We start from the raw sequence: 22906 nt of genomic DNA on the forward strand, positions 1-22906 counted from the left end.
CATGCTCAGCATACGCAAGGCGGTGTTCCCCGTGGCCGGTCTCGGCACCCGATTCCTCCCGGCGACGAAGGCAAGCCCCAAAGAAATGCTGCCCGTGGTGGACAAACCGCTCATCCAGTACGCAGTCGAAGAGGCGATCGCCGCGGGCATCACCGAAATGATCTTCGTCACGGGGCGCAGCAAGCGTGCGATCGAAGACCATTTCGACAAGTCGTACGAGGTCGAGTGCGAGCTGCTCGCACGCGGCAAGCTCGCGCTGCTCGAACTGGTGCAGAACATCAAGCCGAGTCACGTCGAGTGCTGCTACGTGCGCCAGCCGGAGCCGCTCGGGCTGGGCCACGCGGTGCTCTGCGCGGAAAAGCTGGTGGGCGACGAACCGTTCGCCGTGATCCTCGCGGATGATCTGCTCGACGGCGAGCCGCCCGTGCTTTCCCAGATGGTGAGCCTCTTCAATCACTATCACTGCTCGATCGTCGGTGTCGAGGAGATAGGGAAGCAGGAATCGCGTTCGTACGGCGTGATCGACGGCAAGCGTTGGGACGACCGGCTCTTCAAGATGTCCGGCATCGTTGAAAAGCCCGCGCCGGAAGACGCGCCGTCGAACCTCGGCGTGGTGGGCCGCTATGTGCTCATGCCTGCCATCTTCGATCGGCTGCGGCGCCAGCATGCAGGCACGGGCGGCGAGATCCAGCTGACGGACGCCATCCAGGCGTTGCTCGGCAGCGAGCAGGCGCTTGCGTATCAATATCTGGGCAGGCGTTTCGACTGCGGCAGCAAGCTCGGCTATCTGAAAGCGACCGTCGAATTCGCGTTGCGTCATCCCGAGGTCAAGGACGCGTTCGATGCGTATCTGCGCGAGCGCATGCAGGACGGACGCGTCGCGGACGGCGAGGGCGCGAAGGAAGAACTGGCCGAGTTATTGAGCCGGGTGTGAGCGCGCAGTGGTTTCGACAAGCGTTTCGACAAGGCGCGGCGGGCAGAGTCCGCCGCGCTTTTTTCATCCAGGCACCGCCGCACGCGTGCGGACTCAGCGGAAATAGGCCTTGGTATTCTCGTGCACGTCGTCGCGCGCGAGCAGCGCTTCGGGCGTGAGCCAGATATAGCGGCTGTGCTGATCGAAGCGACCCACGGATGCGGTATTTTCCAGCGTCAGGAAATAGGCGAGCACGACATAGTGCGTGGAGATCGCGTCGGCGCCGGCGAAGTTGTCCTTATAAAGGTGTTCGAACAGTCCGCCAAAACGCGCGGCCGATCGCTCCATGCCCGCAATGCCCAGTTCCGCATCGACGATGCGCGTGAACGCCGCGTCGAGCCTTTCGTTCTTGCAGATGCGCCCGCCCGGCACGAACCACGTGCCGAGCGCCGGCCGGTTGCGTCGATGCCCGACCAGCACGCGGCCCCCGTAATCGGACACGATCAGGTCGATCGACACGAGCGGCGTCATTCGCACGACCTGAAGAAAATCGTCTGCTTCGAGAAAATCCGCGCACGTAGCGGCCATGTCTCTCTCTCGCCTGTTGTCTTGTTTAATGGGTGCAGCGCAGTGCCGCTTCATAGGCCGGCCACGCGGCCGGCGCGCGATCGGATGCGCAACCGGCATGCCTCGTCTATTGATCGCGGTCGTGGGTGAACAGACGCGACGAGGTGCCGAACAGAAAGGCGATGACGACGGCGATCCCCACGCACAGGAACAGCGCGGAGGCCAGTATTGCGACCAAAATCACCATGATCCAGCCCAAACCGGTCATCCCCACTGCTCCGTCGTCGTGGCCTCGCGTGCTTGCGTGCGCTGCGCTCCGTGCCCGTGCCGCGAGGCTTGCGGCATTGCAGAGAGTCTAGTCGTAGCAATAAATGGCGGTTCTGTCGTCTGACGCCTAAATCCCGTCTCGTATGGCCAATTCGCGACAGATGCGCACGCGCGCTGGGCGATCGGTCGCGAGAGGACGAGAGAAACCATCAAGGCCGCTTCGTCATGGCGCGACGTAGCCCGCAGGCGTCGTCACGTTGGCCTTCATCACAGCGGCATTCGACGACACCACATACACAGGCGTCTCCGTCAGCGCGAGCGTCACGTGGCCGTCCTCGTAGGGCAGGCTCGACGGATTGCCCATCATGTCGAACACCGTTACCTTGCCCGACGTGCCCGGCGCATCGACCTGCAGCCGCCACGTCACGCCTGCTGTCGGATCGAAGTGGGTCGACTTGTTCCACTTCGCGTTGTCATGCGTCCAGGCGGCCGTGATCACCTTGCCGTTGTTCAGCCGCTGGAACGCGTACGCGTAGACGCCCGCCGGCGTGCGCTTGATGGGGCCGAGCGTCGCCGTGCCGTCGATCAGGCGCGTCATCGCGACGATCGCGGATGCAGCGGGTTTCGGACTCACCGTGTTGGGTCCGAATGCGCCTTTGGGATGATCGAGATCGAAGAACACGCCGTAGCCCGGCGTCGCGGCAGGCGAGTCGTTCGAATAGAAGATATAGGTCATGTCCGCGCCTTCGCCGAGCAGGATCAGATGCGTGCGTGCGACGACGGCGCCTTGCGCGTACAGCACGTCGTTGGGCGGATAGTGCGGACCGTATTGCTCGCCGACGTCGTAGCTGATGCCCGTCTCCGTCGCGAACAGTTTCGCACCGGGCTTGTACTGCTCGGCCATCACACGGCGCAGCGCGCGCATCGCGGTCGGCAGCGCGTATTGCGCCTGTTGCGGATCGCTCGCGTTCATCAGCCGCTCCGGCGGATGTGACGGGCTGTTGCCGCCGGGATCGTAGTAGCCGTGAATCGCGATTCCATCGACATACTTCGGTAGACCGAGGGGCGCGAGACGCTTGAGCCATTCGACGTTGCCGACCACCGAGCCATACGTCGGTCCCATCACGACGGCATTCGGATCGGTCGCATGAATGCCTTCATGCACGGCTTTATAAAGCTCGACGAAATTCGCATCGGTATCGCGCCACGGTAGCCCGCCTGCCGCATCGGGTTCCCACGTCACCTGGTAGTAGTTGCTCTGCTGCGTCGGAAACACCGCGCTGCGCACGTGGCTCGATTCGGTGCCGACGCGCTGCATGTATTCGCGCAACGCGCTCGTCGACTTCGGCAGATAGCTGTGCGTCTGCTTGCCCGTGGGACTTGCCCAGCCAGGAATGCCATCGAGCTGGATCAGCCGCAGCAGGTCGCCCTTGCGGAACCACGACGCGAGTTGCCGCGTGGCGGGACTGAAGGTATCCGGACGGTCGGGCTCTTCCTTGTACCAGTTGCGGTTGTCGTTGACCCATGTCAGGCCGAGCTGCGTGTACATCGGCCGATAGCCGTCGCCGTCGCAGCAGTGCTCGCCGGGCGCGACGAACGCGCCGCCCTGGCCGCCGAAGCGATGCAGGTCCGCGTGTGCGAAATGCACGGGCGGCACGCTCGCCGACACATCGGGCAGCACGCCGAAGGTTGCAATGCCTTGCGGACGGGTGCCGCGTGCGGGCAATTGCGCATGCGTCTCTTCAAGCGACGCCGACAACGCGAAGTAGCCGGCTAATGAAGACTCACAATTCAGTTTCGCCTGACGCGCGCCTTTCGCTACGTCATACGTGCCGCTGGCCTGCACGGTGCCCCACGCATCGCGGATCTTCCACGCGAGCTTGTCGTCGCGCGCTGCGCGCGTGGTGATGACAATCTGGAACGAACGGTCGCGCGGAAAGAGGCGCGTGCCGTCGCTGCCGGGCGTATCTGCTTCGACGGGATCGCCCTGTGGATTTGCTGCCGTCGTCTCCGCCGGCTTGTTGCAACGGAGTCCTTGAGAGTCGTTCGCACGCGGTGGCGCTTTCATCGGCCAGTCGTTGTCGTCGGAGGACGTGCGCGTGGACGCGGCGGCCGTCGCGGTCGTCGCTTTGGCGGAAGCGGAAGGGGCGGCTTCGTCGTTCGCGCCTGCGATCCAGCATTGCTTGAGTTCACCGGGCGCGGGATCGCCGAATATGGCGTTATTGCAGGGCGTGCCGTTCGTCAGCGACTTGACCGTGTTGTGCGACTCGCTGCCATAGCGCACGTCGCGCGTGCCGTTGAAGCTGCATGTGCCGCGTTCGTCCGCACATTTCGTCCAGCTGTCGTTATCGGCCGATGCATCGTCACAGCCGCTCGCTATCGCGATGCATAGCGCGAGCGTCGCAGCTCGCAAGGTGAGCGAAGTATTGCGCGAAAGATGTAACTGCGCACGTGATGCGCACGTCTTACCGAGACCATTGTCGCCATCAGTCATTCTTTCTCCCATACGGTATGGATGACCGGGTTAGCGCATTGCGAGCGACCAAGATTACACCGGCGAGTTAGCAGGAATTCGACGTTTCCTAGTACCTGGACGCAACTTCGATGGCGGATCGATACGAATGTTGCGTCGTTGCGACGCTGAATCGTGGCGAATAGAGGCTAATGCACGAAAGCCGCTTCGCGCAACGGTTTGCGACCGTGCGACAAGGCGTTTGAATGTCTGAAGACGAGAGAAAAGGGTGTGCAGGTACCGCTTCGACTGCACCTGGTTAGCGCTGCGGCGCCTCGCGACGGGGCCCGATGTTTCGCGTTTGAAACATTAATCGATTTATTTATGGCCGCACTCAAAAACGAAAAGAAGAAATTATTTGGCGTGGCTTTTCCGTTCTTATAATTCCTAATTCGTGCCATTGTGTGCGCGATTTCATCATATCAATCGCGCTTTCATTTCATATTAGCAAAATGGCATTTTGATCGGGAATTGGGATAACCAGGTATGCGTTCGGGTAAGTATTGCGGACCCTGATTTTCAATCCGAAAAAATTGCTGCGGCATTAGTATGAAGAAACTGTCATTGCAACAATTTGTAAGTCTTTGTGTCAAGCCTGGCGCGGTGTTTGACGTACTGCTTACTTCGTCTTATGAAATGGCGAATTAGCTTGGAAATGCGGGCCCCGATAATCGTTTAATGGGATTGTTAAATGCGGCCTGAAAGCCCGTTATCATCCAACGGACCGAATACGCCAATACATCGTCAGTTTCAGTCAGTAGCCGCCGGGATTGTTTTTTTAATGCGTATGATGCACTGCACATCGCATGCATTTATCTAGTTCTTTCCACGCCGGAATGGTCAAGGGGGAAGAGTCATGGCGTATGCAAGTCTTGAATCTCCGATGGTGGGTTGGGTGCGAGCGCCGGAGCGCAGCGCGCACTACGCAGCCGCCACTCGGCACATTGCAATCTTGCTGTTCGACGGTTGTTCGCTGCTTGGCGCGGGCATCGTCGCTGAGGTCTTTCATGCCGCTAACGAACTGTCTTCATCCGCCAGTCACAACTGGATCTACGACGTGAGCTTCCTCTCGGCTGCCGGCGGCAACATCACGTGCTCGTCGTCGATCCGCGTGTGGACGGATGGACTCGATGCGCGTCATTACATGGGTTTCGATGCGCTGTTCGTGGCGGGGGGCAAGGGTGCGCATTCCGCGGCCCGCGACGAACGGCTCATCGCCTGGCTGCGACGTGTGCATGCGAACACGAGCACCGTGCGTCCTATCGGCGAAGGACGCTCGCTGCTCGAGGCGGCCTGCATCAACGGCATCCAGCAACGCGACTTCGGCAGCTACACGGTGCGCGAAGAACGCGAAGAACGTAACGGCAGCGAAGCGAACGACCGCCTCGAGTCGATGAAGAGCGCGCTGATGCTGATCAAGCGCGATCTCGGCATCGACGTCGCGCGCAACGTGGCCGAACGCCTGATGCCCGACGCCGGCGACAGCCTGATGTCGCTGCTCGGCGACAGCACGGGCAAGAGTCCAGCGGACAAGGTGCGCGCCGCGGCGCGCTGGTTACAGGAGAACTGCCAGCGGTCGATCTCGATCGCGGATGCGGCCCAGGTGGCCGCGATGAGCGAACGCAATTTCCTGCGTCGCTTCAAGATGGAAGTGGGCGTCACTCCGTCCGATTACCTGCTGCACGCACGGCTCGCGATTACCTGCAGCCTGTTGACCGATTCCGAACTGCCCGTCGACAAGATCGCGCGGCGCACGGGGATGGGCAACGGCGATCGCCTCGCCAAGATCTTCCGCAAGCGGATGAAAGTCTCGCCGACGGAATACCGGATGAAAACCCGGCGCGAAGCCGGCATCTAGCCGACCTCGATCCCGCAGTGGTTGTCGGGCCTTCATGCCAGGCGTTCAGTGGCAGACATTAAGGAGTGCGTAAATGCTGACGGACCAGAACAATCCGACGAATGCCGCAGAACCGGCAAGCGCGTTGCCCGCCTGCACGCATATCGTGCCCGTGATTCTGGCAGGCGGATCGGGCACGCGCCTGTGGCCGATGTCGCGTGAAAACTTTCCGAAGCAGCTGATCGGCGTGGTCGGTTCGGAGTCGCTGCTGCAGGACACCGTGCATCGGATGGAAGGCTTTCCGAGTGAATGGGACGTGTCGCGGGCGCCCATCATCGTCTGCGGCGAAGAACATCGCTTCGTGATTGCCGAGCAGTTGACGCACAACGGCTGCACGCCACGCCTCGTGGTCGAGCCGGCGCGCCGCGACACGGCGCCCGCGCTGACGCTGGCGGCCGCGCTCGCATGCGCGAACGGCGACGACGCGATTCTCGTCGTGATGCCGTCCGATCATGCGATCGCCGATGTGCCCGCCTTGCAGCGCGCGCTCGAAGTCGCCGCGCGTCACGCCCAGCGTGGGTCGATTGCCACGCTCGGCGTGCCGCCGCGCGCGCCTGAAACGGGCTTTGGCTATATCCGTGTCGGAAAGAAGCTCGACGACGAGGCGCGCGAGATCGACGGCTTCGTCGAAAAGCCCGCAGCCGAACTCGCGAAGCAGTATCTCGCGCAAGGCACGTACTGGTGGAACAGCGGCATCTTCATTGTGCGCGCAAGCGTGTGGCTCGCGACGCTGCAATCGCTGCAGCCCGACATGCACGCAGCGTGTCTTGCCGCGTTCGTGCAAGGGCAATCGGACGGCGCCACGTTCCGTCCCGCAGCCGACGCGTTCACGCGCTCGCCCGCCGATTCGATCGACTACGCGGTGATGGAGCGCCTCAATGCTTCGGCGGGCTGGACCTCGGCGGGCGTGGTCGTGCCGCTCGACGCAGGCTGGTCCGATCTCGGCTCGTGGGATGCCGTGTGGGCCGCGCAGCCGAAAGACGAAAACGGCAACGTCGCGCGCGGCCGCGTGATGTTCGAAGGCGCGGTGTCGAGCTACGCGCATTCGGAAGGACGCCTCGTTGCGTGTGTCGGCACGACGAATGTCGTCGTCGTCGAAACGGCAGATGCCGTGCTCGTCGCCGACCGTTCGCGCGTGCAGGACGTGAAAGGGCTGGTGGCGCGCATCAAGGCGCAAAAGGCGCCCGAGGCCGACGCGCATCGCAAGGTGCGGCGGCCGTGGGGCTTCTACGACTCGATCGATCAGGGCGACCGCTTCCAGGTGAAGCGCATCGTCGTGACGCCGGGCGCGAAGCTCTCGCTGCAACTGCATCACCATCGCGCGGAGCACTGGATCGTCGTGCGCGGCACGGCGCTCGTCACGCGCGGCGACGAACAGTTTCTGCTGAGCGAAAACGAATCGACCTACATTCCGCTCGGCGTGCGGCATCGGCTGGAGAACCCGGGCAAGGTGCCGCTCGAAATCATCGAGGTGCAGTCGGGCTCGTATCTCGGCGAAGACGACATCGTGCGCTTCGACGACACCTACGGACGCTGCGGGCCGACGAGTTAGGGCGCGCGGCGGCGAAAGACGCAACACCCGTAGAGCAGGTAACGAACGACGAACGGCAGGGTGAACGACATGCGGGACTTACAGGACTTTTTCGCGCGGGTGGCCGACGTGGCGCTGATTCTGCTGGGCGCCGTCGTCGCATCGCAGATCCGCTTCGACGAATTTTCACAGCGCGGCTTCTACGACGCGTTCGTGCTGTTCTCCGCGGCTTTTGCGCTGGCGATGTTCCCGGCGTTCGGCGTCTATGCATCGTGGCGCGGCCGCTCGAAGCTCGCGCTCGCCGGCCAGGTTGCGCTGGCGTGGCTCGTCGTGCAGGGCTGCGCGCTCGCGCTGATGTATTCGCTGCATCGCATCGATATCGTGTCGCGCCTCTGGTTCGCGTACTGGACGGCGATGGCGGGCGGCCTGCTGATCGCGTGGCGGCTGATCGCGCACGCCGTGCTGGCGCGTGCGCGCCGCGCCGGCTGGAACCTGCATCAGGTGGCGATCATCGGCAGTGGCGGGCATTGCGACCAGATTCTGCGCCGCATCGAATCGCAGCCGGCCACGGGCTTTCGCGCCACGGCCGTATTGAACACGCATCCGGAGGATTCGCCGCTGACCAACCAGCGCGTCACGTGTTTCGATTCGCAGCAGGCTTTCGCCGAATACGTGCGCAGCAACGACGTGCACGAACTGTGGCTCGCGCTGTCGCTGACCGACGAGCGCACGATCTTTCGCATCGTCACCGAATTCCGCAACGACCTGGTGAACATCCGTTTCATGCCGGACGTGCGCAGCCTCGCGCTGTTCGACACCAGCAGCGTGATCGAGCTGCTCGGCGTGCCCGCGATCAACCTCGTCGCGTCGCCGCTGTCGTCGCGTGCGCTGTTCAAGAAGGATCTGTTCGACCGCGTGTTCGCCGCGGCCGCGATTCTCGGGCTTGCGCCGCTGCTGATCGCGATTTCGATTGCCGTGAAGCTGTCGTCGCCGGGACCCGTGTTCTTCCGGCAGAAGCGCAAGGGCGCCGACGGGCGCGTCTTCACGATCTACAAGTTCCGCTCGATGCGCGTGCACACCGAGGAAGCCGGCAAGGTCAGCCAGGCGACCAAGGGCGATCCGCGCATCACGAGGGTCGGCGCGTTCCTGCGCCGCACGAGCCTCGACGAGTTGCCGCAGTTCTTCAACGTGCTGCGCGGCGACATGTCCGTGGTAGGGCCACGCCCCCACGCACTCGAACACGACGATCTGTATCAGAAAGTCGTGGCCGGCTATATCCACCGCTACAGGATCAAGCCGGGCATCACAGGTTGGGCGCAAATCAACGGGTTTCGGGGCGAAACCGACCGCATCGAAAAAATGGAGCGGCGCGTTGCGCACGATTTGTATTACCTGGGGCACTGGACGTTCTGGCTCGACATGCGAATCATCGGCGCCACGATCGTCAAGGGCTTCATTCATACCAACGCGTATTGAGACGGGAAGCAAGCCAGTGAAAAAGGACCAAGCTCCCCTGCTAGGAGGAACTGCCATGAAGCAGCGATTTGGATTGGGTGTAGGTGCACCATTACTGCTGTCGGTTTCAGTGCTGCTCTCTGCATGCAGCATCGTGCCCGGACAACGGATGGTCTCCCCGCCCACGCTGCCCGAGACGGGCGGCGAGTACAGCAGTGATCCTGAACAGAATGTTCAGATCCCTGTTACCGACATCAATCTCAAGCTGGTGCGTGACATGAAGGGCCAGACGACGGAACTGAACCAGCAGATCGCTGGCCTCTTCAGTACCAAACCCCCCTCCTACAAGCTCGGGCCGGGCGACGTGCTGCAGATCACCGTGTGGGATCACCCTGAACTGGCGGCCGCTCTCGGCCAGCCGGCGCAGAACGTGAACAAGGGCGATCCCGGTCTCGGCTTCCTCGTGGATGCGGACGGCAACATCCAGTTCCCGTACGCCGGCACGATCCACGTGGGCGGCAAGGATGCGACCACGGTGCAGAAGGAGTTGTACAAGAAGTTGAGCAACGTCTATTCGAAGCCCGAGGTGACGGTGCGTGTGTCGTCGTTCCGTTCTTCGCAGGTGTATGTGGACGGCGAGGTTCATGCGCCAGGGCCCGCGCAGGTCAACGACATTCCGATGTCGCTGACTGAGGCGATCAACCGTACGGGCGGCTTCACGCCGAACGCCGATCAGAGCCACGTCGAACTCACGCGTGACGGCCACACGTACAACATCAACGTGCCTGACCTGATCCGCCGCGGCAAGGCGCCGACGTCGATCTATCTGCAGCCGGGCGACCTGCTGCGGGTCGGCGGCCGCGATGAATACGGCGTGTATCTGATGGGCGAAGTGAACCGGCCGGCGACCATCCTGCCGATGCGCGACGGCCGCCTGTCGCTTGCCGAAGCGCTGTCGCAGGCGGGCAGCGTGAATCCGAACACGGCTTACGCGAAGCAGCTCTTCGTGATTCGCAACTCGATGGGCGAGAAGCCGGAGATTTACCACCTCGATGCCACGTCGCCGACGTCGATGATCCTTGCGAACCAGTTCAACCTGGAGCCGAAGGACGTCGTCTACGTCGACAACAACGGTCTCGTGAAATTCAACCGCGTGTTGTCTCTGCTGTTGCCGGCGATCAACGCTGGCGTGACGGCAGCGCTGCTCGCGAAGTAGTAAGAGGCGGGGCATGCGTTGCGCGCTTTGCATCAGCGGGGATAAGGGCGCGCAACGCTTTCAAGAGTGTTGGTCTTTGATGGATCACGCAAATGGCTATCAACTTTGACAATCGCTATACGGACGTCAGCTCGGACGAGATGCATCTGACGGATTATCTGCAGGCCATCGTCGCGAACTGGCGCTCGATTCTGCTGATCACACTGGCCGTCACGGCACTGGGCACCGCTTACGCCTTCCTGGCGACGCCCGTCTACCGCGCGGACGTTCTGTTCCACGTGGTCGACAAGTCAGAAAACAACAACAAGCAGGACGGCCTCCAGCCGCTCACCGGCATGTTCGACACGAAGCCGTCCACGGCGGCCGAAATCGAACTGATGAAGTCGCGGCTCGTGACGGAAGAGACCGTCAAGCAGCTGCACCTCGATATCGCCGCGCGGCCGCATACGCTGCCCTTCGTCGGCGGACTGCTGGCGCCGCTGATGAACGGCAAGTGGGGCATCAAGCTGCCGCCGTCGATGCAGTTGCCGAGCTACGCGTGGGGCAACGAGAGCATCAAGGTGTCGCGCTTCGACACCGCAAAGGACATGTACGACAAGGACTTCACGCTGATCGCCGGCCAGAACGGCGACTTCGTGCTGAACAACCCCGACGGCGTCGCGATTCTCGAAGGCCGGGTCGGCGAAAACGTCGTGCGCGAAACGCCGGCTGGCCCGATCACGCTGCGTGTCGACGAGATCGTCGGCGCGCCGGGCACGCGTTACGATCTGACGCGCGCTTCCACGCTGACGACCGTCGAGCGCCTGCAGAAAGCGATGGATATCGGCGAGTCGACGCTGCAGTCGGGCGTGATCCGCGCGAGCCTCGAAGGCCAGAATCCGAAACTCACGGCCGACATCATGAACAGCATGGCGCGCGAGTTCATCCGCCAGGACGTCGAAAGCCGTTCGTCGGAAGCCGAGCACATGCTGGCGTTCCTCGACCAGCAACTGCCGCAGTTGCGCAAGGAACTGGATGCCGCCGAGCAGCGCTACAACACGTTCCGCAACCAGCACGGCACCGTCGATCTGAGCGAGGAAAGCCGGCTGCTGCTGCAACAGATCGTCGACAACAAGACCAAGCTCGTCGACCTGCAGACGCAGCGCGCGGAGATGTCGCAGCGCTTCACCGCGAATCACCCGGCCGTGGCCGCGCTCGATGCGCAGATCGCTTCGCTGCAAGGCAATCTGTCGAAGATGGGCAAGAGCGTGCAGACGCTGCCCGACACCGAGCAGACGGCACTGCGTCTGCTGCGCGACGTGCACGTCGACACCGAGCTGTACACGAACCTGCTCAACAGCGCGCAGCAGTTGCGCATCGCCAAGGCCGGCCAGGTGGGCGACGTGCGGATCGTCGACTTCGCCGAAGCCGCCGACGACCCCGTGCGTCCGAAGCGTCTGGTCGTGATCCTGATCAGCTTCGGCGCGGGTCTGTTCATCGGCATCGTGTTCGCCTTCGTGCGCAAGACGCTGTATGGCGGCGTCGAACGTCCGGACGAGCTGGAATCCGCCCTCGGCGTGCCCGTCTTCGCCGTGGTGCCGCGCAGCGAGCAGCAGATTCGCCTTCAGCAGGACGTGATGATGCGTCGGCGCGGCCTGCACGTGCTCGCCGAACAGGCGCCGCAGGACATCGCCGTGGAAGGCGTGCGCAACCTGCGCACCTCGCTGCAGCTGACCGTCGACGACAAGCAGAACAACGTCGTGATGCTGACTGGCTCGCGTCCGGATGCCGGCAAGTCGTTCCTGTCGGTGAACCTGTCGGCGCTCGTCGCATCGACGGCCAAGCGCACGCTGGTGATCGACGGCGACATGCGGCGCGGCGACGTGCACTCGCACTTCGGCCTGCAGCATCAGCCGGGTCTCTCCGACGTGCTGCGCGGCGGCGATCTGCAATCGTCGATCCAGCGCGAAGTGCTGCCCGGCCTCGACGTGCTGACCAAGGGCTCGCTGCCCTCGCATCCTTCGGAGCTGCTGATGAGCAAGCGCTTCGAAACGATGCTCGAAGAACTCAAGAACCAGTACGACCTGATCATCATCGATACGCCGCCCGTGCTCGCCGTCACCGATTCGACCGTGATCGGCAAGCACGTGGGGACGACGTTGCTCGTGATTCGTCACGGTCGCCATCCGGTGAGCGAACTCGCGGAAACCGCGAAGCGCTTGCGCAATGGCGGCGTGAATTTGCAGGGGGTGTTGTTGACCGACGTACCGCAGGCGGGCGCGTTCATCGGCTCGGGTTATCGAGGCGGCTACTACGGCTACGAGAGTATCGCAGGGTAGGAGCAGCGCATGTCCGGCCGGGCGGCAAGGGTGCGCCCGCGGACATCTATACGAACTGGTGCATGGGCTGGGGGCCGCGCACAGGCCACGACCCCGGCCGACACAGGAGAATACGATGACTCAGAAGGTTGCCTTGATTACCGGCATTACCGGCCAGGACGGCTCATACCTGGCCGAGTTGTTGATCGACAAGGGCTACGAGGTGCACGGCATCAAGCGTCGCTCGTCGTTGTTCAACACCGACCGGATCGACCACCTTTACCGCGATGTGCATGACCCGGACCAGCGCCTGCAACTGCATCACGGCGACCTGACGGATTCGACGAGCCTGCTGCGCATCATGCAGCGCGTCGAGCCCGACGAAGTCTATAACCTCGCGGCGCAGAGCCATGTCGCCGTGTCGTTCGAGGAGCCGGAATACACGGCCAATGCCGACGGACTCGGCACGTTGCGTCTGCTCGAAGCGATCCGCATCTGCGGCTTCGAGAAGAAGACGCGCTTCTATCAGGCATCGACCTCCGAACTCTACGGCCTCGTGCAGGAAGTGCCGCAGCGCGAGACCACGCCGTTCTATCCGCGCAGCCCGTACGCCGTCGCGAAGCTGTTCGCGTACTGGACCACGGTCAACTATCGCGAAGCGTATGGCATCTACGCGTGCAACGGCATCCTGTTCAATCACGAGTCGCCCGTGCGCGGCGAGACCTTCGTCACGCGCAAGATCACGCGCGCGATTGCGCGCATCGCGGTCGGTCTGCAAGACCAGCTCTATCTGGGCAACCTGTCCGCGCTGCGCGACTGGGGCCACGCGCGCGACTACGTCGACATGCAATGGATGATGCTGCAGCAGGAGCAGCCCGAAGACTTCGTGATCGCCACGGGCGTGCAGTACAGCGTGCGCGAGTTCGTGCAGCGCGCGGCCGCCGAACTGGGCGTCACGGTGCGCTTCGAAGGCAGCGGCGTGCATGAAGTGGGCATCGTCGAACATGTCGAGCGCCGCCATCGCGCCGAAATGCGCGTGCAGCCGGGCGACGTGATCGTACGCGTCGATCCGCGCTACTTCCGTCCGACGGAAGTCGAAACGCTGCTCGGCGATCCGTCGAAGGCGCATGAGAAGCTCGGCTGGCGGCCCGCCACGCCGTTCGAGGCGCTCGTGAAGGAAATGGTGCTGTCGGACTACCAGATCGCGCGGCGCGATGCGCTCGTCACGCTGGCTGGCTTCAAGGCGCTTGAACATCACGAGTGACGCCCATGGACAAAAACGCACGCATCTTCGTCGCGGGACATCGCGGGATGGTCGGCTCGGCACTCGTGCGCAAGCTCGAGACGAGCGGCTATCGCAACCTCGTCACGCGTACGCATGCAGAACTCGATCTGACCGATCAGGCCGCCGTGAACCGCTTCTTCGAGCGCGAGCAGATCGACGTCGTGCTGCTCGCGGCGGCGCGCGTCGGCGGCATTCTCGCGAACGCGACGCAGCCCGGCGAGTTTCTCTACGAGAACCTCGTGATCGAAACCAACGTGATTCACGCGGCGTATCGCGCGAACGTCGACCGCCTCGTGTTCTTCGGCTCGTCGTGCATCTATCCGAAGCTGTGTCCGCAGCCGATCCTCGAATCGTATCTGCTGACATCGGAACTGGAGCCGACCAACGACGCGTACGCAATCGCGAAGATCGCCGGCCTGAAACTCTGCGAGGCGTACAACCGCGAGTACGGCACGCGCTACGTCGCGCTGATGCCGACCAACCTGTACGGTCCGAACGACAACTACGACCTGAAGAACAGCCACGTGCTGCCGGCGCTGATCCGCAAGGCGCACGAGGCGCGCCTGCACGGCGATCGGTCGTTGACCGTGTGGGGCAGCGGCACGCCACGCCGCGAGTTTCTGCACGTCGACGATCTCGCGGCGGCCACGCTGTTCGTGCTCGAACACGAGGTGAACACGGGCGTGTTCAACGTCGGCGTCGGCGAAGACCTGAGCATTCGCGAACTCGCGCAGACGATCTGCGACGTGGTGGGCTTCGAAGGCGATCTGCAGTTCGACGCGAGCAAGCCCGACGGCACGCCGCGCAAGCTGCTCGACGTGTCGCGGCTGGCGGCGATGGGCTGGCGCGCGAGCATCGGGCTCGCGGAAGGAATCGGCAATACCTATCGCGAGTTTGCTGCGCGGTATGAGGAGAGGTACGGAGACAAGCATGGGGAGAAGCGCGCCGCGCCTTCGTTCGCGATGGCCGCGCGTGTCTGATGAGCCGCTCCTGGTGACGGACGTTGCCCGGGACCGGGATTAGGGCGACGTCCGTTCTTTTTTCAAGGCAACCGACAGATTCGACAGAATGAGGACTGTAAGAACATGAGCGCGTCAGTCACGATCTTCCACAACGTTGTGTGGTCACGGCACAAGGGAGCCGTGTTCTCCGCGTTGCACAACATCTCGGCATCGGGGGCGATCAGCTATTCGATGGTGCAGATCGCGGACACGGAACATGACCGCATCGGGTTTTCGGACGTCGACTATTCGTTTCATCGTTATCCGATGCACAAGCTGTTCGACGGCTGCTACGAGGACGTGCCGCGCTGGCGCCTGACCGTGCGCCTCGTGTGGGAAGTCCTGAAGGCGAAGTCGGATCTGATCGTGCTGCCCGGCTATCACCGCCCCGAGTACTGGGCGATGCTCGCCGCGTGCGTCGTGACGGGCAAGCGGCGCGCCGTGTTCTGCGATTCGACGGCGCGCGACCGTCCGAAGCGGCTCATCACGTCGATTCCCAAGCGCGTGTTTTTCTCGCTGTGCGACGGCTACTTCGGTTTCGGCGAGCGCAGCCGCGATTACCTGATGTCGCTCGGCGCGAAGCGCGAGAAGATCTTCATTCCCTGTCAGGCGGCCGCGCTGCCCGTCACCTTTTCGCCGGAGCGCGCGCTCGCCGAGCGCGTGCGGTATCGCGCGGGCAACCCGACCGTGTTTCTGTACGTCGGGCGGCTGTCGGAAGAGAAGGGCATCACGACGCTGATCGACGCGTTCGCGGGCATCGCGAAGCGCCTGCACGATCCGCAACTGCGCATCGTCGGCACGGGGCCGCTCGAACGCGACTTGCGCAAGCGGGTGACCGAGCTGGGCCTCGACGGAGCGATCACCTTCGTCGGCAGTCTTCAGGACGAGCCGCTTTCGCGCGAATACTACGGCGCGACCTGCATGGTGCTGCCGAGCCGCAGCGAACCGTGGGGGCTCGTCGTCAACGAGTCGCTTGCGCATGGCTGTCCCGTCGTCGTCAGCGAGAGCTGCGGCTGCGTGCCGGAACTCGTGCATGAAGGCGAGAGCGGCTACGCGTTCACGGCAGGGGACGTGGCGGGCCTGCAGCGTACGCTGCTGAAGGCAACGGAAGCATTCGCCGATGCCGAAGCATCGGCCCATCGCTGCATGGACGTGATACGGCGTTTCGATCCGCCGTCAGCGGCGGCCAACATCGCGCGCGGCTGCGCGCTGATGCTGGGTACGTGAGATCGAGGGCACGCGCGGTTCCGGCTCGAGCATACCGGGCCGCGTCGGGAACGGGGTAGGCGTAGCGCTGTCCGCTGCCGCATGACGGACACTCGTCGTGGAAGTCCAATATGAAGATCCTGATTTATGGCCTCAATTACGCGCCCGAACTCTCAGGCACGGGGAAGTACACAGCTGAGATGGCGCAGATGCTGGCGGAGTGCGGTCATGAAGTGCGCGTCGTTTGCGCGCCGCCGTATTACCCGGAATGGAAGGTAGCGGAAGGTTATTCGATGTGGCGCTATGGGCGCGACACCCTGCGCGGCGTACGCATCTGGCGCGCGCCGTTGTGGGTGCCGTCGCAGCCCAGCGGCCTGAAGCGCATGGTGCATCTGGCGTCCTTCGCGCTGGCGTCGCTGCCGCTGCTCGCACGGCAGATTGCGTGGCGGCCCGGCGCCGTGATGCTGATCGCACCGACGATGGCCTGCGCCCCCGGCGCGCTGGCGCTGGCGCGCGTGACGGGCGCGAAGGCGTGGCTGCATATCCAGGACTACGAGGTCGACGCCGCGTTCGATCTGGGCCTGCTGAAGAGCGGGCGCGCCGCGCGTCTTGCGTACTGGATCGAGCGGCTCGTGCTGAAGCGCTTCGACGTGGTGTCGTCGATTTCGAACCAGATGGTCGGCCGCGCGGTCAGCAAAGGCGTCGATGCGTCAAAGACCGAGTTCCTGCCGAACTGGGTCGATACGCGCGACATCTTTCCGCTTGGCCGCGTGAGCGAATACCGCGAAGCGCTCGGCATTCCGGCGAGCAATACGGTGGTCCTGTACTCGGGCAACATGGGCGCGAAGCAGGGTATCGAAACGCTCGCGCAGGCGGCTGCGTCGCTGGCTTCGCGCGACGACATCAGCTTCGTGTTCTGCGGCAACGGCGCGGCGCGGGACGATCTCGTCAAGCGTTGCGAGGGCTTGCGCAACTGCCGCTTTTTACCGCTGCAGCCGGCGTCGTCGCTCAACGAACTGCTCAATGTCGCGGATATTCACGTGCTGCCGCAGCGTAGCGACGCAGCCGACCTCGTGATGCCGTCGAAGCTGACGGGCATGCTGGCGAGCGGCGGCGCGGTGATCGCGATGGCGCGCGCAGGCACGGCGCTGTACGAGGCCGTCGCGAACAACGGCGTGACCGTGCTGCCCGAAGATACGCCCGCGCTCGTCGAAGCGATCGCGATGCTCGCCGGAGACACGGCGCGGCGCGCCGCGATCGGCGCGGCCGGGCGGCGCTATGCGGAGACGATGCTGTCGCCCCTCTCGACGCTGCTCACGCTCGATACGCGCCTTGCGCTGCTGACGGGCGACGATGCAACGGCTGCGAAGCCGGTCGCGGCGCCGTTGACGAATGCGCCGATCCTGCCGGCGCGCGTCGAGGAGTCGGAAGTGGAGTGATGGAGCGACGCGCGCGGGTACGCGGTTGCCGGAAAGAGAGAAGGCCGCAGGCGGACCGTCATCTGACGATTCGCCTGCGGCCTTCGGTTTTTGCGTGAACTGTGCGGGTTGCCTGGATTGCGTAAGGTGGAGCGTGTCTTACCAGGGCGACTTGAACACGTCGCGTCCCGCGCGCTGGCTGTACGGATCGCTGTACACCGCGGTTGCGGCGCCGCCCGCAGCGGCTGCGTTGACAGGGCCGCCGCGCTGTGCGGCGCCACCCGCAGCCGCGCCGCCGCGAGCCGGGCGCCGGATCGCGCCGCCAGCTGCCGCCTCCGGACCATTGCCACCCACCGCCGCTGACGGGCCGCCTGCTGCCTGCGTATTGGGCTTCGCGGCGCGCATGCGCTCGGTGTTGAGCAGCGAGTAGCGCTGCGCATCGGGTGTCGCGCCTTCCATGTTGTAGCCGCCGACCGCCATCGACGGTCCGCCGAGCAGACGCTGCGCGTCTTCCTGCGTGCGCTGCGCGGCCGTCTTGGACACTGGCGCGCCGTTGCCGTTGTTATTACCCGCGTTCTTGCCGTTGTTAGCGGCCGCGTTCTGCCCGTTGCCCTGCGCGGCATTGTTCTGCGCATGCGCGTGCGGCATCAGCACGAGCGCCGACGCGAGCGCCACGCACATCAGCAGCACGCGCGAGCGCAACCCGGCGTGCCGGGACGCATGCGCGAGCGCCGAGGCTTGCCGCGAGCGAAGATGAGCAGCCATTGTCGTCGTCCTCCTGCAAACGTCATGAAGCCTGTTGCCATGTTGATACGGACACTCTGCATCGATCCGCCAAAGTTCCGCACGGCACGGACAGCCGTCGTCCACGCGCGCGCGTGAGCCAGATAATCAAACGACAGGGCGCGCAATGTCCGGCCTGGCGACACAACCGGATGACGAGTCGGCGATGCGCCTCCATCGATTGGAGAAGACTATGGATAACACGTTCGGCCCGACCCTCGGTCGGGCAGCGGACGGCCAGGACGCGCGGATGAAAGACCAGCATGCCGCGCGCGCATCCGAGGCCGCAGCGCCGCCCGATTCGCCCTTGCACGACGCTTCTGTTGCGACGCAGCCGCCGGGCCGCGTGATCGACCTGAGCCTCGCGGGCAAGGGCAATTACGTCTCGTCGCGCGGTTTTCTCACCGAGCTGATCTGGTTCTTCATCGAAGCGTGCGTGATCAACAACAAGCTGCTGCCCGTGTCGTCGGTGCGCGTCGCGCTGCTGAGGCTGTTCGGCGCGAAGATCGGCGCGAACTGCCGTTTCGTGCATCCCGTGCGCGTGAAGGCGCCGTGGAATCTCACGGTCGGCGACAACTGCTGGTTCGGCGTCGACGTGTGGATCTACAACCAGGCTCCCATCCGCATCGGCTCGAATGTCTGCATCTCGCAAGGCAGCTTTCTGAGCGCGGGTTCGCATGACATGCGAACAAACATGGATCTGTGCGTGGCGCCCATCGTCATCGAGGACGGCGCGTGGATCTCGTCGAAGTGCGTCGTGCAGATGGGCGTGACGATCGGTCGTTCGGCTGTCGTGACGCCGCTGTCCGTCGTGCACCGTTCGCTAGAGGCGGAAGGCGTGTATGGCGGCAATCCGTGCCGCTTCATCCGCAAGCGTTTTGACGCGGATGTGGGGCGCGCCTCATAACTTTTCACGGGATGCATGGTTCTGTCTGCCGGAAGCGCGAAGTTGGCGGATGAACTGCCTTACGCAGCGCCATCATCCTACGTAAGCACTGGCTGGCGCGGGAACGTAGTATGCGGTCTCTGGCGCCCTGCTCGTGTAAACCCACAGGGCGTTGCTGCATGACGAGCCTGTCTCGCATGCGCGGCGGGGGGCCAGAACGGACGCTGCTTCACGCGGCCGTACAAGGTACGAACAGAACACAAGCTGGGAGCAGGGGATGTTGATCGATACCCGCAGTGTCGAACAGGGCGTCGCTGTGTCGACGACGGTATGCATCATCGGGGCTGGTGTCGCGGGTATCACGCTCGCGATGGAACTGGACCGCGCGGGCATCGAATGCTGCCTGCTCGAAAGCGGCGGTTACAAGGCCGACGACGAAACGCGCGATCTCTATCGCGGTGAAAACGTCGGCATCCCCTACACCTTCGCGGACGGCTGCAGGAGCCGCTATCTCGGCGGCAGCAGCAATTGCTGGGGCGGCTGGTGCCGGCCCCTCGACCCGTGGGACTTCGACAAGAAGGACTGGGTCGCGCACAGCGGCTGGCCGTTCGGCCTCGAAGAACTCGCGCCGTACTATCTGCGCACACATGCGTTGCTCAAGCTCGGCCCGCACAATTTCGATCCTGCGTGGTGGGAGCAGCAGATCAACCGCCACGACGTGCGCCGCTATCCGTTGAGTTCGGGTAACGTGCGCGACACCGTTTCGCAGTTCAGCCCGCCCGTGCGTTTCGGCAAGGTGTATCGCGAGGTGTTGCGGCGCTCGGAGCGCGTGCGCGTGTTCCTGTACGCGAACGTCGTCAACATCGACACCGATGCGCAGGCGACGGAAGTCACGGGTGTCGAAGTCGCGACGCTCACGGGCAAGCGGTTTCGCGTGAATGCGAAAGTCTTCGTGCTCGCGACGGGCGGCATCGAAAATGCACGGCTGCTGCTGGCGTCGAACAAGGTGCAGGCGGCGGGTCTCGGCAACGGCAACGATCTGGTGGGTCGCTTCTTCATGGATCATCCGCGCCTGATGACGGGTACGGTGAAGTTCTCGAAGGAATGGGCGCGCAACAAGCTCTACGACATCAAGTACCACTATCAGAACCCGGTGGTCGCGGCGCACGGCACGCATATCTCGTCGCAGTTCGCGCTGACGCACGACGTGATCAAGCGCGAGAAGCTGCTCAATTCGCGTGTCTGGTTCTTCTCGCGTTTCTTCGGCGAGGGCAGCGCGGGATCGGAGGCGCTGATCCGCTGCCGCGAGGCGCTGCATCGCAAGGAACAGCCGGGCCGCCGCGCGCGCGACGACTATCTGACGATGGCCGCGCATCCCGTCGATACCGTCGGCTTCGGTCTCACGCGCCTGCTGCAGTTGCGCGCGCTGATCTCGGACGTGAAGCTGCAGGCGATCGTCGAAGCGGAACCGAACCGCGACAGCCGCGTCACGCTGTCGGACCGCAAGGACAGTCTCGGCCTGCCGCGCGTGAAAGTGGACTGGCGGCTCACTGAACTCGTGCAACGCACGTTCGACCGCACGTTCCAGCTACTTGCCGACGAACTGAAAATGATGGGCGTCGGAGAAGTCGAACTCGACGAACCGCTCATGGGCCGCGCATGGCCGGCGAAACTCGAAGGCACATGGCATCACATGGGCACGACGCGGATGCACGATTCGCCGCGCGAAGGCGTCGTCGATCGCGACTGCAAGATGCATGGCGTGAGCAATCTGTATGTCGCGGGCAGTTCGGTGTTCCCGACGGTCGGCGCGAATTTCCCGACCATCACGATTTCGGCGCTCGCGTTGCGGCTGGGGGAGCATCTGGTGCAGCGGCTGGGCAAACCCGATACCGCGACCATTGTGCCCATCGGCGACGCGGCCAGCATGCGCTTCGGCGGCGTGGCGAGTGCGGAGCTGGGCAAGCTGCCTATTGCGGCGCAGTCGCTGGTCAGGGCAGGGGGCAACGAGGCGATGTGACGCGACGGCCCGCCCTCGAGAAGACCGTGCGCTATCAGGAACGGTAGCGCCAAAGAAAAATCCCGCGATGCAGGTCGCGGGATTTTTTTATGGCGCTTTCGCTACGTCGGGCGACGTGCGCAAAAGCGCGCAGTCGCTCAACTCACCGACGGCTCCCTCTGCGCCGGTGCCTTCGCGACCTTCGACACCATCGCGGCTCCCCCCGGCGTATTCTGCGGCGTCTGCTGATCGCCGGGGCGCGCCGCCGTTGCCGCGCTCGCCTGCGGCTGCAATAGCGCCGTCAACGAATCGACCATGCTCGCAATCCCGAAGCGTGCATCGAACGTTTTGCGCGCCTGCTCGCGCATGTTCGCCTTCGCGGCAGCATCGAGCGAATGCCAGTTCAGCAGGTTGCGCTGGGTGCCGTTGATCGTATCGCTGGAAACGAAGCCCGCCTGATCGTTCTCCACCTCGCGCCACACCCCGACCTTGTCCGACAGCAACACGGGCAGGCCGCACGCCAGCGCCTCGGCGACGGCCACGCCGAAGTTCTCCTGATGCGAAGGCAGCGCGAACACATCGCTCGCATAGAAGGCGCCCCATTTCAGGTCGCCTTGCAGCATGCCCGGCCACGCGATCCGTTCCTCGATTCCGCACGAGCGCGCGAGCGCCTGCAAAGGCCGCTGCCAGCCTGTCGCATCGGGCCCGGCGATCACGAGATGTGCGTCGGGGTCGCGCTGCGCATGATCGGCGAAAGCGTGTATCAGCAGATCGCAGCCCTTCTTCTCGTGAATGCGCCCGAGAAACAGCACGATCCGCTTGCCGCGTAACTGCGGATACGCGCTCAGGAACACTTCGCGCAGCGCCTGCGCATGCGGCGGCGGTGCGTTGGTGCCGAACGGCACGACACGCTCGTTTGCGCGATACAGCCAGAACGACTGACGCGCGAGCAGCCTCTCTTCCTCGGTCGTGAAGATCACCGCGGCCGCATCGCGCAGCACGCGATATTCGGCCCAAGGCCAGTACGCCCATTTCTTCAGATGCTTGAGCGGATACGTACGCTTGAAATACGGATCGAGCATGCCGTGCGTGTACACGTAGTACGGCACCTTCGCCGCGCGCAGCGCACGCCACGCGCCGAAGCCGTGGTACTGCCACAGTCCATGCACGATCACGGCATCGAAACGCGGCGCTTCGCGGCTGAGCCACGGCGCGTAGGCGGGCGTGAAGCCGTAGTAGTTGCGGCCCGGACCGAGCGCATGCACGGGCAACGGGAAGTCGCGCACATACGGCGCATCGGCGGCATCGAGCGACACGACCTCGATCTCGTGGCCCAGCGACGCCATCGCGACGCCGCTCTGTCGTACACCTTCAGTCGGTCCGCCTGCCCGCGGATCGACTGTCGAAAGTAGATGAAGAATTTTCATTGGCGAATAACACGGCGTAGTGCGAAAAGAACCGGCGCTGCCGGGCGATGATGCGAGGCCATCTGCGTGATGCGCGTCATGCACCTGGGTGCATTCACGCGGACGCCGGCATGCCTCGTTGACGCAGATCGCGCGTGCGGCCTGCATCGTAGGGATCGGAGCCCGGCGCGTCTTGCAGCGTGCCGCGCGGCGACGCGCCGGCGAACGGTGCGGGACGCGGCGGCTGCGTGGGCGGTTGCGGCGGCG

Annotated in this window: 17 protein-coding genes; 12 read left to right on the top strand and 5 right to left on the bottom strand. The window is 64.0% G+C overall.

Annotation, left to right across the window (positions count from 1 at the left end):
- Position 1: 1 nt before the first annotated feature.
- Complete coding sequence (gene galU / locus G3N95_RS29065; RefSeq protein ID WP_205973543.1) at positions 2 to 934, top strand: UTP--glucose-1-phosphate uridylyltransferase GalU; 933 nt, start codon at positions 2 to 4, stop codon at positions 932 to 934.
- A gap of 93 nt (positions 935 to 1027) precedes the next feature.
- Here the strand turns inward: galU and G3N95_RS29070 are convergent, their stop codons facing one another.
- From G3N95_RS29070 to G3N95_RS29080, 3 genes are all read right to left on the bottom strand, one after another.
- On the bottom strand, positions 1028 to 1501 hold the full coding sequence (locus G3N95_RS29070) for a GDP-mannose mannosyl hydrolase (protein ID WP_205973544.1): 474 nt from the start codon (positions 1499 to 1501) through the stop codon (positions 1028 to 1030).
- Positions 1502 to 1607: 106 nt separating this feature from the next.
- Positions 1608 to 1748, bottom strand: coding sequence for a hypothetical protein (locus G3N95_RS29075; RefSeq protein ID WP_167528654.1), 141 nt, complete (start codon positions 1746 to 1748; stop codon positions 1608 to 1610).
- 222 nt (positions 1749 to 1970) lie between these two features.
- A complete protein-coding gene (locus tag G3N95_RS29080; RefSeq protein ID WP_205973545.1) occupies positions 1971 to 4241 on the bottom strand; it encodes a hypothetical protein in 2271 nt (756 codons plus the stop codon).
- An 874-nt stretch (positions 4242 to 5115) separates the two neighbouring features.
- Here G3N95_RS29080 and G3N95_RS29085 point away from each other — a divergent pair.
- From G3N95_RS29085 to G3N95_RS29125, 9 genes are all read left to right on the top strand, one after another.
- The gene (locus tag G3N95_RS29085) at positions 5116 to 6117 is read left to right on the top strand and encodes a helix-turn-helix domain-containing protein (protein ID WP_205973546.1); all 1002 of its coding nucleotides are present in this window, start codon (positions 5116 to 5118) and stop codon (positions 6115 to 6117) included.
- 73 nt (positions 6118 to 6190) lie between these two features.
- On the top strand, positions 6191 to 7708 hold the full coding sequence (locus G3N95_RS29090; protein WP_205973547.1) for a mannose-1-phosphate guanylyltransferase/mannose-6-phosphate isomerase: 1518 nt from the start codon (positions 6191 to 6193) through the stop codon (positions 7706 to 7708).
- A 69-nt stretch (positions 7709 to 7777) separates the two neighbouring features.
- On the top strand, positions 7778 to 9163 hold the full coding sequence (locus G3N95_RS29095; RefSeq protein ID WP_205973548.1) for an undecaprenyl-phosphate glucose phosphotransferase: 1386 nt from the start codon (positions 7778 to 7780) through the stop codon (positions 9161 to 9163).
- 55 nt (positions 9164 to 9218) lie between these two features.
- Positions 9219 to 10358 (top strand): polysaccharide biosynthesis/export family protein, encoded by a 1140-nt coding sequence (locus G3N95_RS29100; RefSeq protein ID WP_205973549.1) that lies wholly within the window; start codon positions 9219 to 9221, stop codon positions 10356 to 10358.
- A gap of 92 nt (positions 10359 to 10450) precedes the next feature.
- Positions 10451 to 12676 carry a polysaccharide biosynthesis tyrosine autokinase gene (locus G3N95_RS29105; protein WP_205973550.1) on the top strand — a complete coding sequence of 742 codons (2226 nt, stop codon included), beginning with the start codon at positions 10451 to 10453 and terminating at the stop codon, positions 12674 to 12676.
- A gap of 115 nt (positions 12677 to 12791) precedes the next feature.
- The gene (gene gmd, locus G3N95_RS29110; protein WP_205973551.1) at positions 12792 to 13919 is read left to right on the top strand and encodes a GDP-mannose 4,6-dehydratase; all 1128 of its coding nucleotides are present in this window, start codon (positions 12792 to 12794) and stop codon (positions 13917 to 13919) included.
- Between the two features lie 5 nt (positions 13920 to 13924).
- Positions 13925 to 14920, top strand: coding sequence for a GDP-L-fucose synthase (locus G3N95_RS29115; protein WP_205973552.1), 996 nt, complete (start codon positions 13925 to 13927; stop codon positions 14918 to 14920).
- 105 nt (positions 14921 to 15025) lie between these two features.
- Positions 15026 to 16168 carry a glycosyltransferase family 4 protein gene (locus tag G3N95_RS29120; protein WP_205973553.1) on the top strand — a complete coding sequence of 381 codons (1143 nt, stop codon included), beginning with the start codon at positions 15026 to 15028 and terminating at the stop codon, positions 16166 to 16168.
- A 110-nt stretch (positions 16169 to 16278) separates the two neighbouring features.
- A complete protein-coding gene (locus tag G3N95_RS29125; RefSeq protein ID WP_205973554.1) occupies positions 16279 to 17586 on the top strand; it encodes a glycosyltransferase WbuB in 1308 nt (435 codons plus the stop codon).
- Between the two features lie 138 nt (positions 17587 to 17724).
- Here the strand turns inward: G3N95_RS29125 and G3N95_RS29130 are convergent, their stop codons facing one another.
- The gene (locus tag G3N95_RS29130; protein ID WP_205973555.1) at positions 17725 to 18330 is read right to left on the bottom strand and encodes a hypothetical protein; all 606 of its coding nucleotides are present in this window, start codon (positions 18328 to 18330) and stop codon (positions 17725 to 17727) included.
- Between the two features lie 211 nt (positions 18331 to 18541).
- On the opposite strand from G3N95_RS29130, the gene G3N95_RS29135 reads away from it, so the two are divergent.
- Together G3N95_RS29135 and G3N95_RS29140 are read left to right on the top strand one after the other, a co-directional pair.
- A complete protein-coding gene (locus G3N95_RS29135) occupies positions 18542 to 19255 on the top strand; it encodes a DapH/DapD/GlmU-related protein (protein ID WP_205973556.1) in 714 nt (237 codons plus the stop codon).
- 256 nt (positions 19256 to 19511) lie between these two features.
- The gene (locus G3N95_RS29140) at positions 19512 to 21254 is read left to right on the top strand and encodes a GMC family oxidoreductase (RefSeq protein ID WP_205973557.1); all 1743 of its coding nucleotides are present in this window, start codon (positions 19512 to 19514) and stop codon (positions 21252 to 21254) included.
- A 137-nt stretch (positions 21255 to 21391) separates the two neighbouring features.
- Here the strand turns inward: G3N95_RS29140 and G3N95_RS29145 are convergent, their stop codons facing one another.
- Complete coding sequence (locus tag G3N95_RS29145; RefSeq protein ID WP_205973558.1) at positions 21392 to 22660, bottom strand: glycosyltransferase; 1269 nt, start codon at positions 22658 to 22660, stop codon at positions 21392 to 21394.
- Positions 22661 to 22906 lie beyond the last annotated feature (246 nt).

The organism is Paraburkholderia sp. Tr-20389, assembly GCF_017104565.1.
In the GTDB taxonomy this organism is placed as follows: domain Bacteria; phylum Pseudomonadota; class Gammaproteobacteria; order Burkholderiales; family Burkholderiaceae; genus Paraburkholderia.